This window comes from Campylobacter helveticus (assembly GCF_002080395.1).
GTDB classification, from domain to species: domain Bacteria; phylum Campylobacterota; class Campylobacteria; order Campylobacterales; family Campylobacteraceae; genus Campylobacter_D; species Campylobacter_D helveticus.
The window spans coordinates 508643-524643 of the sequence record NZ_CP020478.1 but is presented as its reverse complement, the minus strand read 5'-3'; the positions used below and the strand labels follow the sequence as shown (position 1 = coordinate 524643).

Below are 16001 nucleotides of genomic sequence, written 5' to 3'. Positions count from 1 at the left end.
TTTTATAATAGTTCTTTAAATGTTTAATTTCAAAAATTCTTCCTCACAAGCCTTTATAAAATGTGGGACATAAGTGCGGTTTGATTTTTTCTCTTTTAAATACTCCGCCATTAATTCTAAATAAAATTTATAATCCTCTTCCGCCAAATTTCCCTTAATCAACTCATATTTTAAAAAAAGCATATAGGTGTTTAAAACATCGCTTTCGCAGTATTCGTGGATTTTTTCCATTTTGTTTTGATAATAAAGGCTCATAACCTCATCTCCACTTACATCATACTTTCCGGGTAGCCCGACCATAGCACACACACTATCAAGCCTAAGTCTGCCCCCCAAACTTTCGAGTAAATCACAATGCTTAAGCTCGGCAAACCTTGTTCTGTAATTATTCCACTTATCTTGCGTGTCAAGATAAGCACTTGCTTTGATATTATATTTTAACGCTCTTAAAACCAGCAAAGGACAATCATAATTTTTCCCGTTAAAACTCACAAGCTTAGGCTCACTTTTATCGATAAAGGCGAAAAAATTTCTTAACATCTCTTTTTCATTTTCACCCTCGATTTTATTGACCTTAATAAATTTACCAAAATTATCCGCTATCACCGCACAAATGCTTACTATCTTATGAAAAGGCAGGGGTAAAAACTCGCTTCCGTTTTGCTCTTTTTGCCACGCAAGTGCCTGTAAGCTTACCTCCTCATCGCTTCCTTCAAAACCTAAATTTTTTCTTATTAGCTCTACATCTGGCACACTTTCACAATCAAATATGCAAATATAACCTTCATTTTTCATCTTATTTAACCTTTTTTTAAACAACTCTGCTAAAATCATAACAAAAAATTTAAAATTAGGTCTAAATGAAAATAGCAATCGTCCGGCTCAGCGCACTAGGAGACATCATACAAAGTGCCATTGTTTTGCAATTTATCAAACAATTTCGCCAAGATATTGAAATTCACTGGTTTGTCGATGAAAGATTTAAAGAAATTTTAGAAAATCACCCGCACATCGATAAGCTTTACGCCCTACCCTTAAAGGATAAGAGATTTTTCTCTAGCCTTAAAATCGCCCTTGAAGCTAGGAAAAATCATTATGATTTTGTTTTAGACCTGCAAGGCTTGATGAAATCCGCTCTAGTTAGTCGCATTTTAAGCAATAATAATTTTGGCTTTGACAAAAACAGCCTAAAAGAAAGCTTTGCGCATAATTTTTACAACCAAAAACTTAATATCGACTATGCAGAAAATGTTTTTGTGCGTTACCTTGCTTTAGCTGCATTTGCGCTTAATGCACCTTTTGAGCCAAAGGATATTCGTTTTAAGCAGCCCATTTTTAAAGCCGATGAAGAGCTTAAAAACTCTTTAAAGCAAAGGTTTAATTTAAGCGAAAAAAACATTTTAATCCATGTTGGCTCAAGTGTGCAAAATAAAATCTACCCAATGACAAAACTTGCCATACTATGCAAACTTTTATTTCACTATGATGACAAGCTTAAAATTTATCTTGCTTGGGGGAATGAAAAGGAAAAAATTCTAGCCAAAAGAGTGCTTTCTCTCAGCAAAATCGACAAAGAAAGCCTTATTTTACTTGATAAACTAAGCCTTAAAGAACTCATCGCCCTCACTCAGCTTTCAAGCCTCATAATAGGAAATGACAGCGGTCCTACTCATCTAGCCTTTGCTATGAATAAGCCCTCCATTACTATCTTTGGCGCAACTCCGCATTACCGCAATGCTTTTACAACAGAGATTAACAAAACCATCAGCACGGATAAAAAAATTTCCAATGTCAAGCACATCGACAAAAGCGATTTTTGCATTAGAAACATTGACGAGGAGGACATTTTCTCTTTAGCCAAGGAGCTTTTGGGTGAGAAATAAACTTTATCTTTTTTTGTATTATTTGCTTAAATTCTTAACCGCACTTTTACCTGAATTTCTTTTGCAAAAACTTGGCTTACTAGTCGCTAAAATCACCTTTCATCTTAATAAAAAACACCGCAAAATCATCGACATCAACCTACAAATTTGCTTTCCGCAAAAAACTAAAGAGGAAAGAAATCAAATCTCCCTAAAGATTTATCAAAATTTTGCTAAATTTGGCATAGACTGCATTAAAAATCGCAACACCACAAAAGAAAAAATCCTCAAAAAAGTGCATTTTGACAATGAAGAAATTTTAATCAACGCTCTTAAAAGTCAAAGACCGCTCATATTAACAACAGCACATTATGGTAACTGGGAACTCGCTTCTTTGGCTTATGCGGCGAAATTTGGAAAAATGTCTATCGTAGGACGGGAGCTTGATAGCAAGGCTATGGATATTATTTTAAGTCAAAATAGAACGCAATTTGACATCGAGCTTATCGACAAAAAAGGCGGACTTAAAAAAATGCTTAAAGCCCTCAAAAATCGCCGCACTTTAGGCATACTTACAGACCAAGATTGTGCCACAAATGAAAGCTTAAGGCTTGAGTTTTTTGGTAAGGAGGTCAATTATCAAATGGGAGCAAGTGTCATAGCAAAAAAAACAAACGCCCTTATTCTCCCCTCCTTTATCTACCAAAAAGACGGACTTTTTCACATTAAAAATTTCAAAGCGATGGACGCAGCGACACATAGCGTAGAAGAGCTGACAAAATACCAAGCTAAAAGCGTGGAAGAAATGATAAAATTTAAGCCTGATGAGTATTTTTTCTTTCACAAACGCTTCCGTAGCTTTGATGCTCAAATTTACAAAGGATAAAAATGAATCTTAAAGAAATTAGTGCGGTTTTAATCGTCAAAAATGCCACCAAAACGCTAAAAGAATGCTTAAATTCCCTAAAAGAATTTGGTGAGATTGTGCTTTTGGATAATCAAAGTGATGATGATACACTTCAAATCGCAAAAGACTTCGCAAAAGATTTCCCTAATATACGCATAGAACAAAGCGAATTTATAGGCTTTGGAGCGCTTAAAAATAAGGCGATTAGCTATGTAACAAAGGAGTGGATTTTCAGTATTGATGCTGATGAAGTGCTAGAATATGAAGCCTTAAAAGAGCTTGAAAAGCTTGATTTAAAAACGCATCACATCGTAGCCTTTGCTAGGAAAAATTTATACCGTGGGGAGTGGATTAAGGCTTGTGGTTGGCATCCTGATTTTGTTTTGCGTTTATTTCATAAAAGCTTTACAAAATTTAATGATAATTTAGTCCATGAAAGCCTTATTTTGCCTCCAAATGCAGAAAAAATTTATCTTAAAAATGCCCTTAGGCATTATGCTTTTAGCGGAATTTATGACTTACTTGAAAAATGCCAACGCTACTCTCAACTTTACGCCGAGCAAAACTTACACAAAAAAAGCTCTATATTTAAAGCACTCACGCACGGATTGTGGAAATTTCATAGGGATTATTTTTTCAAAAAAGGCATTTTTTATGGCTATAAGGGCTTTATCATTAGCCTTTGTAATGGGCTTGGAGCCTTTTTTAAATATGCTAAACTTTATGAGTTTCAAAATAAAAAACCTAGCATTGCTTTAATCATCACGACCTATAATAGCCCCACCTACCTAAAAGTCGTGCTTGAAAGCGTGATGAAACAAAACACTATGCCAAATGAAATTTTAATCGCCGATGATGGAAGCACGGAGGAAACGGCAAATTTAATTAAAGAATTTCAAAACAAATTTAGCATACCCCTAAAACACATTTGGCAAGAAGATAAGGGCTACCGCCTTGCTAAAAGCCGTAATAATGCCGCTAAAAAGGCGATGAGCGAATACATCATCATCATAGACGGGGATATGGTTTTAGAAGAAAATTTCATCAAAGACCACTTAGATTTTGCGAAAAAAGGCGTGTTTTTACAAGGCTCAAGAGTGATTTTAGATGCAACTAAGAGTCAAAACATACTAAGGGGGGGGCATTATGATAGGCTTAAAAGAAGCTTCATTTTATCAAAAATTTATTTTCATTTTTCTAAGATTAGGGCTGATTTTTTTGACAAAAAAGACTTTATTAAGGGTATTCGTGGGTGTAATATGAGCTTTTTTAAGAGTGATTTTGAAGCACTTGAAGGCTTTAATGAAAAATTTAGTGGCTGGGGTAGGGAGGATAGCGAATTTGTCGCAAGGTTTTTATTTAAGGGCGGAGAATTTAGAAGAGTGAAATTTAAGGCTTTAGCGTATCATCTTTATCATAAAGAAAATGATAAGGCTTGTTTAGATGAAAATCATCAGCTTTATCTAAAAACTATCAAAGAAAGAAGGATAACTTGGAAAGAAAAAAGATAGTCCTGCTTATAGGCGATATCACTACCGGGGGGGGTTCTGAGAGAGTTGTAAGTCATCTGGCTAATGCTTTTTGCGAATTTTACGAAGTGGAGCTTTTGAGCATTTATAAAGCAAATGAAACACCCACTTTTGCCCTTGATGATAGAATCAAACTTAGCTTTTTACATTTTAAAGAGCGAAAAAGAGTAAGAACCTTTTTTTATAAACTCATCGATAAATTTTACGAAAGCTATCTTTTAAAACAAAAATGCAAAGAAGCAGATATTATCATTTATAATAACTGCCCTCATTATCCCTTATTTAAAAATAAAAATACGCATTATTTATATATACTTCACGAAAGGCAAAAAAAATTTAGAACAAAATATAAGCATTATGACGCACTCATCGCCATTAATTTGAAGCAAAAAGCTCTTTTAGAAAAACATCATAAAAATGTAATTTATATCCCAAATTTTTTGCCTAAAATTCCGGATGTAATAACAAATCATCAACAAAAAGTCGTTTTATACTTAGGGCGTTTTTCTAAGGAAAAAGGGGTTTTAAGACTCATTGATATTTGGAAAAAGGTGCAAGAAGAAGCTAAATTTAGAGAGTGGAATTTAGTTTTTGTAGGGGATGGGGTGCTAAAAGAAGCGATGCAAGATAAAATCAATAAGCTAAATCTAAACGACACTATCATCATCAAAGGCTTTACTAACGATGTGGAAAAAGAGTATTTGGGTGCTAGCATTTATGCGATGAGTAGTTATAATGAGGGCTTTGGTATGGTGCTGATAGAAAGCGCCTCTTATGGCTTACCTAGCGTAGCCTTTGACATTGCTGGATTAAGCGACATTATAGAAAATGAAAAAAGTGGTTTTTTAATCGAAGATGATGATTTAAAAGATTACGCTGATAAGCTTCAAATTTTAATGCGTGATGAAAATTTAAGAAAAACTATGGGAGAAAATGCCAAACAAATCGTAAAGAAACGCTTTTCAAAGGAAATTATCCTTAAAAAATGGCAAGATTTATTTGATTCTTATTGCTAGTCTTTTTTCCTAAGATAATAAATTATCACGCCATTTTCACTAAAATCCACACTAAAACGCAAAGGCAAAATTTTCACATAAGTTTCGCTTTTTGCCTTGAGCAAATCCGCTTTTACCACATCTTTAACGCTGATTTTCGCTCCTATAAAGCACTCACTCAACTCTTCTTTATGCACATTGAGAAAGGCAAGTTGTGCCATTTTTGGTGCTTCTATAAGTCCTAGTGCATTTCTTGGCAAGGTTTTTAAGTCTTTTTCGGTGTAGGGAATTTCACAAGCATACTCACTTAGCCTATTTTCGCTTTTTGTCATTGCTAAAGAGATATTTTGACTTTGATGAAAGAGAACGAAGTTTTTACTCGAAAGCTCCGCCCAAAAGATAAATTCCTCTAGGGCAAAGCATTTCAAGCTAAAAAAGATTAATAAGCAAACAATTCTTTCCACTTGTCCGCATCGATTTTAAGTTCTAAATTAACCCTGTAAAGCCCTTGATTAAAATTCTCATCAATGATACTAGCATTTTTGATAAGTCCATTAACCTGTGCTGTGATAGTTGAACTTCTTAACATAGCGTCTTTAACTGTGTCTTTACCATTGACTTTCACACCATAAAGCTTACTCGCAAGCTGTCTATAAGCATCTGTAATCGCCGCTCTTTTAGCTAAAGCTAAAGCTTGAGCAGAAGAAACAGTGTTTAAAGGAGCTATCCCCTCACCAACCGCCGTAAAGCTTAATTCGCTCTCGCTTGCATCATAAGGTGCTAGCATTTTTTCTTCTCTAATGATATCACGCACATCGTCCTTATCGACTTTTTGCACCACCACATCAGAGCTTCCACCATCGACTGCATTTGCAGTATTATTAGTCTTTGCAGTGCTTGTTGCACTTGGGACACAGCCACCAAAAATTGCCGCTACAAGTAGCATAAAAAACAAATTTTTCATTTTACACCTTCAAAATATTGTAATATAACTCCAAGAAAGCAATAAGCGTTCCAAATTATTCTAAATTTAGATTAGTATCATCTTCAACGCCCTCTTCTTCGCTTTCTTTAGGACATTTTGCTATACTAACCACCTCATCATTTTCTACATTAACAACGATAACGCCGCTCGTGTTACGCCCCGCCTTTCTAATGCTATGCATATCTACGCGTATCATTTTGCCACTACTTGTCAGTGCCATTAAATCCATACTTTCATCGACAATCACTACGCTAATAAGCTCTTTTGTTTTATCGGTAAGCTTCATACAAATCACACCCTTACCACCACGGCTTTGAAGTCTATACTCCCCAGCATTTGTGCGTTTGCCTATACCTTTGGCACTCACGCTTAAAATTTCTTGCTCATCATTTTCTATGACAACCGCACCGACTAACTCGTCATTTTTCTCTTTAAATTTAATCGCCGTTACACCACGACTCACACGGCCAATCTCACGCACCTTAGCAAGTGGGAATTTAATGCACATCCCCTTTTTGGTTACCGCAAAGAGCATTTTGCCTTTTACACTCTCATCACTTTCTAAATTTGTAAGCGTTTCGTTTTCTAAATCTTCCTCAGTATCTTTAGAGAAAATTTCATTTTCATCTCTTTCTACGATGATAGCCGTTACAAGCTCATCATTTTCGTCCAAATTAATCGCCCTAACGCCTACGCTTCTTATATTTTGATACTCACTTAAATTTGTGCGTTTAACGATACCATTTTTCGTAAAGAAGCATAAAGATTTACTCTCATCAAAATCAGTCGTAGGGATAATTGCCATAATCTTTTCTTCCGCTTGCAATTTAATAAGATTTACCACAGCCTTGCCCTTAGCCGTGCGTGAGCCTTCAGGAATTCTATAAACCTTAAGCCAATAGAGCTGCCCCTTATCCGTTACAAACATCAGCGTATCGTGAGTGTTTGCCGTAAAAAAGCTTTCGATAAAATCATCATCGTAAGTCGTAACAGCAAGCTTTCCTTTACCGCCACGCTTTTGCTTTTCATATTGCTTACTTGGCACTCTTTTGATGTAACCCCTATGCGTAATGGTAACGACCATATTTTCATTTGGAATCAAATCCTCCTCATCAATATCATCATAATCATCCTCGATTTGAGTGATACGCGGCACATCAAATTTAGCCCTTATCTCTTTTAATTCCTCACGGATTAAGTCCTCAAGTAATTTCTCGCTTTTTAAAATTTCATCAAGCCTTGCGATTTCTTTTAATAACTCAGCCAATTCATTTTCTATCTTTTCTCTTTCAAGCCCTGTCAAACGCCCAAGTTTCATATCTAAAATGGCATTTGCTTGAAGTTCGCTTAAACCAAATTTAGCCACCAAACCATCTCTTGCGCTACTATTATCAGGGCTATTTTTAATAAGAGCAATCACCTCATCTATATTATCTAGGGCGATTTTAAGCCCCTCTAAAATATGCGCCTTTGCCCTTGCTTTTTGAAGCTCATAAATCGTGCGGCGTATGATAACCGTTTTTCTGTGCGTTAAAAATAAATTTAAAAGCTCAATTAAAGAAAAGATTTTTGGCTCTTTGTTGTGAATCGCAAGCATTATCACACCAAAAGTGCTTTCCATAGTGGTGGATTTAAAAAGATTATTTAGCACTATCTCGCTCATCGCCTCGCGTTTAAGCTCAATGACTACGCGAATTCCCTCCCTATCGCTCTCATCTCTTACTTCAGCAATACCCTCAATCTGCTTTTCCTTCACAAGCTCGGCAATTTGCTCGATTAATCTTGCTTTATTTGTTTGATAAGGAAGCTCATCAATGACGATAATGTCTTTATTTGCTCGTTTTTCTATATGCGTTTTTGCACGAATTTTAACCCTACCTCGCCCCGTGCGATACGCATCAATTATGCCCTTTTTACCATAAATAATCCCAGCCGTTGGAAAATCAGGTCCCTTAATAAATTGCATAATTTCTTCTAAACTTGCATTTTTATTATCAAGCAAATATAAAAGCCCATCAATGAGTTCATTAAGACTATGCGGAGGGATATTAGTCGCCATACCCACAGCAATTCCGCTTGAACCATTGAGCAATAAATTTGGCACACGACTTGGCAAAACATCGGGTTCTTGCATAGAATCATCATAGTTTGGAACGAAATCTACCGTGTCCTTATCAATATCCCTTAAAAGTTCTTCGGCTAAAATTGTCATTCTAGCTTCAGTGTAACGCATTGCCGCAGCACCATCTCCGTCAATCGAGCCGAAATTTCCTTGCCCATCAACACTTGGATAACGCATAGAAAAATCTTGCGCCATTCTCACAAGTGCATCATAAACGGCTGTATCGCCGTGAGGGTGGTATTTACCGATGACATCACCCACAATACGAGCAGATTTTTTATAGGCACTACGACTTCCTACACCCAAATCATTCATCGCATAAAGTATGCGTCTATGCACGGGTTTCAAGCCGTCTCTTGCATCAGGCAAAGCACGCCCGATAATCACACTCATAGAATAGTCTAAATAACTACTTTTAATCGAATCTTCAATGTCGATAATTTGAGTATCAGAGTCTTTATTAAAGAGGTTTTCCATACTTTTCCTTTTGTAACAAAAAATTTATTTTAGCAAATTAATCTTTCGCATCGGCTAAAACTAAAGCAAAAAGCACAGAAATTTTATTTTTTTCTAAAATTTCTTTTGCTTCAAGCAAACTTAAACCTGTGGTAACAATATCATCAACCAAAATAACAGGATATTTAATTTCTTTTAAAAGCTTAAATTTTCTTTTATTTTTGCGTCTAAATTCTAAGCTTTTACCACTATAACTCACTTTATTTTGTGCGTGAAGTGCGCCAAAGATAGGCTTAATAAATGGAGACTTTAAAGCTTTTGCCAAAATAGCCGCGTGTGAGTAAAGTCCATTTTCCACTCTATCATCGAGGGCAATGGCATTTAATTTTGTTTGGGGATTAAAAAATTGATGAAAATTTGCGAAACTTAATTTTGCAAGAAATTTAAAAACAAAATAACCATAAAATTTATGTTTAGAATGAAGTAAATGCTTAATATCGCTGTATTTATAGAAATAATAGACCTTGAAACCGCCCTCAAGCTCTCTAACGCCACAACTTTGCTCCCCTAACTCCTCTAAACAAGCATCACAAAAAGCTAGGAGAGTGAAAGAGTGACAGTTAATGCACCTCACAGAGAAGAAATTAAACTCGCTGCTTTATTTGCCATTTGCTTAATTAACAAATGTGTATAAAATGACAAATCTCCCAAATTTTCAAAGCCTTGCACATCCTGCTTTGTTCTTAGTGTAAATTTTTTATCACGATTAATATCACTTAAGCTCATCACCCCAACCAATTTTGAATGAAGCCCCAAGGTATCTTGCTTAGAAGCAAATTGCAAGAAAGACAAATTAACTTTCGTTACATAGGGAGAATTTTTGCTATTGCTATCAAGCACCACAATACCCCTTGCCTCAAGCTCTTTCTTAAGATAAGTGTAAAAAATCGCATTGAAATTTAAGTCAATATAATATTTTTGATTCTTAATATAAATGACTTTTTGCTCTTCTCTTAAGTCATAAAAACGATGCAAATAGACCTTTTTTAAAGCCACACCTGTGTCAAGTGTCCTTTTATCGGCACAGCAATTAATCCCCACATCACTAATATACAAAAGTCCTTTAATCTTAGCTTCAAATCCTTGAGCGCTATCACAAGGGTAGCATCTGGAGTCTTTGGCGACTTGATTGACCTGAGCGAAAGTATTTTGCTTTGTCGAACAACCTGCAAATATCAAAAGTGCAAACAAAGCCAATAAGCAATTTTTCATCATCTCTTATCCTTTTCAAAATTCAAATTTTCAAATTGTATTTAAAAAGTTAGCAAATTTCAAGGCTTTTTATAATTGATTTAAAAATTTTGATTAAAATTTATGTTTTTAAGTTTATAAAATTAAAGATATGATGATGAAAAAATCGCTTTTTGGATACGGAAAAACAACTAAGGCAATCGCCCAAACTTTAGCTCACAAAATGGGAAATTTTGCCATTTATGATGATAAATTTAAAGAAAAAAGTTGTGATGAATTTGGAAATTGGCTTTTACCCGTGAGTGCATTTGAGCCTGAAAATAGTGAGCTTGAAATCCCAAGTCCGGGTTTTCCCCCTACACATAAACTCATCAAACAAGCAAAAAATTTGCAAAGCGAGTATGATTTTTTCTACGATGTAATGCCAAAAAGCGTATGGATAAGCGGAACTAATGGCAAAACCACCACCACGCAAATGACAGGACATCTTCTAGCTAAAATAGGCGCTCAAATAGGTGGTAATGTCGGCACACCCCTAGCACTGCTTGAGCCTTTTGCTAAACTTTGGATTTTAGAAACTTCTTCTTTTACCTTGCACCACACACATACGGCAAAGCCTGAAATTTACGCACTCTTGCCTATAAGTGCTGACCACTTATCTTGGCACGGAAGTTTTAAAGCTTATACAAATGCAAAACTAAGCGTTTTAGAAAGAATGGGTGAAAATAATGTCGCTATCCTACCAAAAGCTTACGAAAATTTTCCTACAAAAGCTCATATTATAAGCTATGAAGATGAATTTGACTTAGCAAAAAAAATGGAAATTGACGCTAACAAAATCTCTTTCACCCCTCCCTTTTTACTCGATGCCATAATGGCTTTAAGCATAGAAAAAATTCTACTTGATAGCCTTAGCTACGAGCTTTTAAATAGCTTTATAATGGAAAAAAATAAGCTTGAAGAGCTTTTTGATACACAAAATAGACTTTGGGTCAATGACACAAAAGCCACAAACGAATCTGCCGTGATAGAGGCACTCAAACGCTACAAAGATAAAAAAATTCATCTTATCGTAGGTGGAGATGATAAGGGTGTGGATTTGAGTGCTTTATTTTCATTTATGAGAGAATTTGACATTGAGCTTTATGCCATAGGCGTAAGCAGTGAAAAAATGATGGCTTATGCGAAAAAATTTGGACTAAACGCTACAAAATGCGAATTTCTACCAAAAGCCGTAGAAGAAATTTCAAAAAAGCTTAAACTTGGAGAAGTTGCACTTTTAAGCCCAGCTTGTGCGAGTTTAGACCAGTTTAGCTCCTATTTAGAAAGAGGAGAGTGCTTTAAAAAAAGCATAACAAATTTAAAGGAATAAAATGTGTGATTTAGAAAAAGGTGGGGTGATTTGGTTTAGTGGTTTAGCGGGGAGTGGCAAAAGTTTCATCGCTGAAGCACTTTGCGAAAAACTACGCACAAGGTTAAATAATGTCATTTATCTAGACGGAGATGAGCTAAGAGAACTCTTGGGGCATTTTGGCTACGATAAGGCTTCACGCCTTGAAGTTTCTTTTAAGCGTTCTAAATTTGCTCACTTTTTAAGTTCTCAAAATATGCTAGTTGTGGTTAGTGCCATTTCGATGTGGAAAGAAATTTATGAGTTTAATCGCCAAAGTTTAAAAAATTATTTTGAAATTTATATCAAGTGTGATTTTGACGAGCTTAAAAGACGCGATAAAAAAGGACTTTACAGCGGAGCTTTAAGCGGACAAATCAAAAATGTCGTAGGCGTGGATATACAATTTGACGAGCCAAAAGCACATTTAATCATAGACAATACAGAGCTTAATGGCGTCAATGAAAAGGTAGATACCATACTCAAAGCGTTAAATTTCAAGGCTTAAAATGCAAAGCTTACTTTCAAATTTCAAGCCAAAACAAGCCGAAATTCTACTAAGTGCCATTAAAAATGCTAACGATGAGGAATTTTCCTCTTTCGTTTTAAACAATATCAACGCTATTAAAGCTTGGCTTCACAGCGAAGAATTCGAAAAAAAGCATCTTAGAAAGCCCTTTCCTCCGCTTTTAAATCCTAAATTTTTAGAACTTGATTCTTCGAGATATTGTGCAAATTTAGCGTGGAATTTAAATTTGCCTCTTGATGTTTCGGGGGGGGGGGGGGGGACGCCTTAAGCTCATCTATATCTCGCCTCACGGCTGTGGTGCAGCAGCTTTTATCAATTATCTTTTCTTTTGCGATGTCTTTTGTCCGCCCTCTTGGAATATGCCACTTGATTCAAAAGAACGCTATATACGATATTTTACATATTTAAGTGAGGGAAAATACCCCTATTATGGAGTGAATATTAGCGAATTTAATGTAAAGGATATGGAAAAATTTCTGTATTTATTAGGCGAGGATACGCCAGTAATTATTGGCACAAGAGATAGCATAGGGATTTTAAAACACTGCATAGGACGCAACTGGGACAAAGTCCAAATGCCTATTAATAGGGAATTTAATCTTAGCCACGATTTTAGAGATTATATTGATTATATCACGCATAAAGATATGGAAACAAAGGTCGATTTTAACGACCTTGAAAACTCTTTTACGAGTGCAAAAATTTTGCCTTTTTTTAAAAATATCACGCCGGTAGATTGTGCAGAAATTTTGCCAGATAAAGCCTTTAAAACAATGCAAAACTTAGCCTTGAAATTTCATTTTAACCCACCTAAAAATGAAGCATATTTTCAAAATTATGAATTTAAAGGCTACATCCGCTATCTTTTGCCTTTAGTGCTTTACGCAAATGAAAATGACCCTGTTTTTAGCCTCAAACAAAGCGTGAAAGAAACGCCGCTTGATAGAGAAAATAGCCTCATCTTCATCATCAACCGCTTTGCAGACCACTACGAAGAATATGAAAATATCAGCAAGGAACTAACCAAGTGCCTTTGTGATGATTTGGCAGTTTTTATCAAAAAGGAGGATTTAAAACGCATTAGTAAAGAATTTTATGCAAAAATTAAGACATATTTGAGCGAATTTATCACTGAAATCGTTAGAGTTACAAAAGAAGCTGAGGAAAAAATTTTAAAAGAAAAAGATGTTTTAGAATATCTTAAAAAACACAAAGACATTAGCTTAAAATTAAAGCAAATTTTTGATGAAGAATTAAGATATTTTAAACAGCACCACCCAAATTTGGTGGAAACTTGGCATTATTATAAGGAATTTGAAAAAATCTGCGAAAATTTTAAGTCAAGCTAAGGGGTTAAAAATTTAAAGAAAAATGCTAAAATGCAAAGAAAAAAGGACTGCCTATGCAAACTCAACCTAATATGTTTTTAAACAGAGAGCTTTCTTGGCTTCGTTTTAATTCTCGCGTTTTAGACCAGTGCAGTAGGGACCTGCCCGTGCTTGAAAGATTGAAATTTATAGCGATTTATTGCACTAATTTAGATGAGTTTTATATGATAAGGGTTGCAGGACTTAAGCAGCTTTTTAGCGCTGGGGTTAATGCGAGCAGCAGTGATGAAATGCCTCCTCTTACTCAGCTTAAAGAAATTCGTAAATACCTACACGAAGAAAAAAAGCTTTTGGAAAAATATTTTCATCAAATTATCAATGAGCTTTCAAATGAAAATTTATTTATCAAATCTTACGAGGAATTAAGCGCGGAACTTAAAGCAAAATGCGATGAGTATTTTTTCTCCAATATTTTCCCCGTCATCGTGCCTATCGCCATAGACGCAACGCACCCTTTTCCGCATCTTAATAATCTTTCTTTCTCTTTGGCGGTTAAAATTTGCGATAGTCTCAATCCTGAGCTTACTAAATTTGGTATGATACGCATTCCTAGAATTTTGCCACGCTTTTATGAGGTTAATTCTAACACCTATGTCCCCATAGAAAGCATAGTTAAACAACACGCAGAAGAAATTTTTCCGGGCTTTAAGCTATTAGCTTCAACCGCATTTAGAGTTACAAGAAATGCTGACATTGTCATAGAGGAAGAAGAAGCAGATGATTTTATGCTAATCCTTGAACAAGGGCTTAAATTGCGTAGAAAAGGTGCTTTTGTGCGTCTTCAAATCGAAGAAAACGCCGACGCGCAAATTTTAGAATTTCTTCACGCCCACACAAAAATTTTCCATAAAGATGTGTATGAATACTCCACTTTACTTAATCTCCCCTCACTTTGGCAAATCGTAGGAAATAAGGCTTTCACACATCTTTTAAGTCCGCTTTATACGCCAAAAACTTTACCGCCTTTTGATGAAAATTTATCTATTTTTGAGGCGATTGATAAAGAAGATATTTTAATCATACAGCCTTTTGAGAGCTTTGACCCTGTTTATAAATTCATCAAAGAAGCCAGCGATGACCCTGAGGTGATTTCCATAAGAATCACGCTTTATAGAGTTGAAAAAAATTCCAACATCGTCCAAGCTCTCATCGACGCTGCCAATGAGGGCAAGCAAGTTACCGTAATGGTGGAATTAAAGGCTAGGTTTGATGAAGAGAATAATTTACACTGGGCTAAAGCCTTAGAAAATGCAGGCGCACATGTCATTTATGGAATCGCTGGTTTTAAAGTGCATGCAAAAGTCTCTCAGGTCATTAGAAAAAGTGGGGATAAACTCAAATTTTATATGCATCTTAGCACAGGAAATTACAATGCTTCCAGTGCAAAAATTTATACAGATGTGAGCTATTTCACCTCAAAGGCAGAATTTGCTAAAGACACGACAAGCTTTTTTCATATCCTCTCAGGCTTTAGTAAAAATCGCCGCTTAGAAAGCCTCGCAATGAGTCCAAATCAAATCAAAGAAAGAATTTTGAAAATGATAAAACTTGAAAGCACAAAGGGAAATGAGGGTGTTATCATCGCTAAAATGAATTCTTTGGTTGATTCTGATGTGATTAGTGCTTTATACGAAGCATCTTGTAAGGGGGTGCAAATCGATTTAATCGTGCGTGGAATTTGCTGTTTGCGTCCTAACACAGAATACAGCAAAAATATACGCGTAAGAAGTATAGTAGGGAAATATTTGGAACACGCTAGAATTTTTTATTTTAAACATAGCAGTCCAAATTATTTTATCTCAAGTGCGGATTGGATGCCTAGAAATTTGGAAAGAAGGCTTGAGCTGATGACGCCGATTTTTGATGAACGCTCCAAAACAAAACTCGCGCAATTTCTAAAACTAGAACTGAACGATAACGCCCTAGCATACGAACTTAGAGAAGATGGAGAATATTACAAAATCGCTCCAAAAGAAAATGATAAAATCATCGATTCGCAACTTACGCTAGAAGAAATCGTCAGTAAAATTTACAAAACCATACAAAAAGAAAATGACGAAAGTAAAGCAACGCACCTAGCTTCTAAGCTTTTCAAGGAGAATTAAAGCTCCTTGATTAAGCCCATACAAGCCTTAGAGATAATAGTATAAGTCTCGTCAAAATTCCCACTATACCAAGGGTCAGGGACTTCATCATAGCCCAAGCCCTTAGCAAAATCGGTCATTTTTCTTAATTTAGACTCGACATTTTTATAAACGCGTTTTACATTTTGCAAATTCATATTATCCATAACGATAATCATATCACTCTCATCACACATTTCTTGCGTGAGTTTTTTACTGACGAAATTTGAAATTTTGATATTTTTAACACTTAGCTTATTTTTCGTGCCATAGTGCATACCCTCGCCATTATGCTCACCTGAAGTACCAGCACTTGAAATTTGAAATTCCCCTATTCTACCCTCTTTTTCTAACAAATCTTTCATCACAAACTCAGCCATAGGAGAGCGACAAATATTCCCCAAACATACAAAAATAATTTTTTTCATCTTAGCCCCTTAAAAAACTTTATCTTACAACAAATC

16 protein-coding genes are annotated in these 16001 nt (G+C 35.5%); 9 read left to right on the top strand and 7 right to left on the bottom strand.

Annotated elements, in window-relative coordinates; genetic code table 11:
* Window positions 1-15 precede the first annotated feature (15 nt).
* On the bottom strand, window positions 16-795 hold the full coding sequence (locus CHELV3228_RS02760) for a 3'-5' exonuclease (RefSeq protein WP_082199436.1): 780 nt from the start codon (window positions 793-795) through the stop codon (window positions 16-18).
* A gap of 65 nt (window positions 796-860) precedes the next feature.
* Between CHELV3228_RS02760 and waaC the strand changes: the two genes are divergently transcribed.
* From waaC to CHELV3228_RS02740, 4 genes are read left to right on the top strand one after another with little or no spacing between them, the layout of a single operon-like run.
* Complete coding sequence (gene waaC, locus CHELV3228_RS02755) at window positions 861-1883, top strand: lipopolysaccharide heptosyltransferase I (protein WP_082199435.1); 1023 nt, start codon at window positions 861-863, stop codon at window positions 1881-1883.
* Complete coding sequence (locus CHELV3228_RS02750) at window positions 1873-2748, top strand: lipid A biosynthesis lauroyl acyltransferase (protein ID WP_082199434.1); 876 nt, start codon at window positions 1873-1875, stop codon at window positions 2746-2748. The genes waaC and CHELV3228_RS02750 overlap by 11 nt, the downstream gene beginning before the upstream one ends.
* 2 nt (window positions 2749-2750) lie before the next feature.
* On the top strand, window positions 2751-4280 hold the full coding sequence (locus CHELV3228_RS02745) for a glycosyltransferase family 2 protein (RefSeq protein ID WP_082199433.1): 1530 nt from the start codon (window positions 2751-2753) through the stop codon (window positions 4278-4280).
* Window positions 4262-5314: a glycosyltransferase family 4 protein gene (locus CHELV3228_RS02740; RefSeq protein ID WP_082199432.1), complete on the top strand. Its 1053-nt coding sequence runs from the start codon at window positions 4262-4264 to the stop codon at window positions 5312-5314. Before CHELV3228_RS02745 ends, CHELV3228_RS02740 begins: the two co-directional genes overlap by 19 nt.
* Here CHELV3228_RS02740 and CHELV3228_RS02735 read toward each other — a convergent pair.
* From CHELV3228_RS02735 to mapA, 5 genes are read right to left on the bottom strand one after another with little or no spacing between them, the layout of a single operon-like run.
* A complete protein-coding gene (locus CHELV3228_RS02735) occupies window positions 5311-5757 on the bottom strand; it encodes a hypothetical protein (RefSeq protein ID WP_082199431.1) in 447 nt (148 codons plus the stop codon). The genes CHELV3228_RS02740 and CHELV3228_RS02735 overlap by 4 nt on opposite strands.
* The gene (gene flgP / locus CHELV3228_RS02730) at window positions 5733-6257 is read right to left on the bottom strand and encodes a flagellar assembly lipoprotein FlgP (RefSeq protein ID WP_082199430.1); all 525 of its coding nucleotides are present in this window, start codon (window positions 6255-6257) and stop codon (window positions 5733-5735) included. The genes CHELV3228_RS02735 and flgP overlap by 25 nt, the downstream gene beginning before the upstream one ends.
* A 55-nt stretch (window positions 6258-6312) precedes the next feature.
* Window positions 6313-8877 (bottom strand): DNA gyrase subunit A, encoded by a 2565-nt coding sequence (gene gyrA, locus CHELV3228_RS02725; protein WP_082199429.1) that lies wholly within the window; start codon window positions 8875-8877, stop codon window positions 6313-6315.
* A 37-nt stretch (window positions 8878-8914) separates the two neighbouring features.
* On the bottom strand, window positions 8915-9490 hold the full coding sequence (locus tag CHELV3228_RS02720) for a ComF family protein (protein ID WP_082199428.1): 576 nt from the start codon (window positions 9488-9490) through the stop codon (window positions 8915-8917).
* Window positions 9487-10131 carry an outer membrane lipoprotein MapA gene (mapA, locus tag CHELV3228_RS02715; RefSeq protein WP_082199427.1) on the bottom strand — a complete coding sequence of 215 codons (645 nt, stop codon included), beginning with the start codon at window positions 10129-10131 and terminating at the stop codon, window positions 9487-9489. The genes CHELV3228_RS02720 and mapA overlap by 4 nt, the downstream gene beginning before the upstream one ends.
* Before the next feature lie 133 nt (window positions 10132-10264).
* Here mapA and murD point away from each other — a divergent pair, with 133 nt between their 5' ends.
* Genes murD through CHELV3228_RS02695 form a run of 5 tightly spaced genes read left to right on the top strand, consistent with a single transcriptional unit; the run spans window position 10265 to window position 15519 of the window.
* Window positions 10265-11479 (top strand): UDP-N-acetylmuramoyl-L-alanine--D-glutamate ligase, encoded by a 1215-nt coding sequence (gene murD / locus CHELV3228_RS02710; RefSeq protein WP_082199426.1) that lies wholly within the window; start codon window positions 10265-10267, stop codon window positions 11477-11479.
* A gap of 1 nt (window position 11480) precedes the next feature.
* Complete coding sequence (locus CHELV3228_RS02705; protein WP_082199425.1) at window positions 11481-12005, top strand: adenylyl-sulfate kinase; 525 nt, start codon at window positions 11481-11483, stop codon at window positions 12003-12005.
* Between the two features lies 1 nt (window position 12006).
* The gene (locus CHELV3228_RS10210; protein ID WP_167562786.1) at window positions 12007-12294 is read left to right on the top strand and encodes a hypothetical protein; all 288 of its coding nucleotides are present in this window, start codon (window positions 12007-12009) and stop codon (window positions 12292-12294) included.
* On the top strand, window positions 12263-13375 hold the full coding sequence (locus CHELV3228_RS02700) for a DUF2972 domain-containing protein (RefSeq protein WP_167562785.1): 1113 nt from the start codon (window positions 12263-12265) through the stop codon (window positions 13373-13375). The genes CHELV3228_RS10210 and CHELV3228_RS02700 overlap by 32 nt, the downstream gene beginning before the upstream one ends.
* A 53-nt stretch (window positions 13376-13428) precedes the next feature.
* Window positions 13429-15519, top strand: coding sequence for an RNA degradosome polyphosphate kinase (locus CHELV3228_RS02695; RefSeq protein WP_082199424.1), 2091 nt, complete (start codon window positions 13429-13431; stop codon window positions 15517-15519).
* Here CHELV3228_RS02695 and CHELV3228_RS02690 read toward each other — a convergent pair.
* Complete coding sequence (locus CHELV3228_RS02690) at window positions 15516-15965, bottom strand: low molecular weight protein-tyrosine-phosphatase (RefSeq protein ID WP_082199423.1); 450 nt, start codon at window positions 15963-15965, stop codon at window positions 15516-15518. The genes CHELV3228_RS02695 and CHELV3228_RS02690 overlap by 4 nt on opposite strands.
* Window positions 15966-16001: the final 36 nt, after the last annotated feature.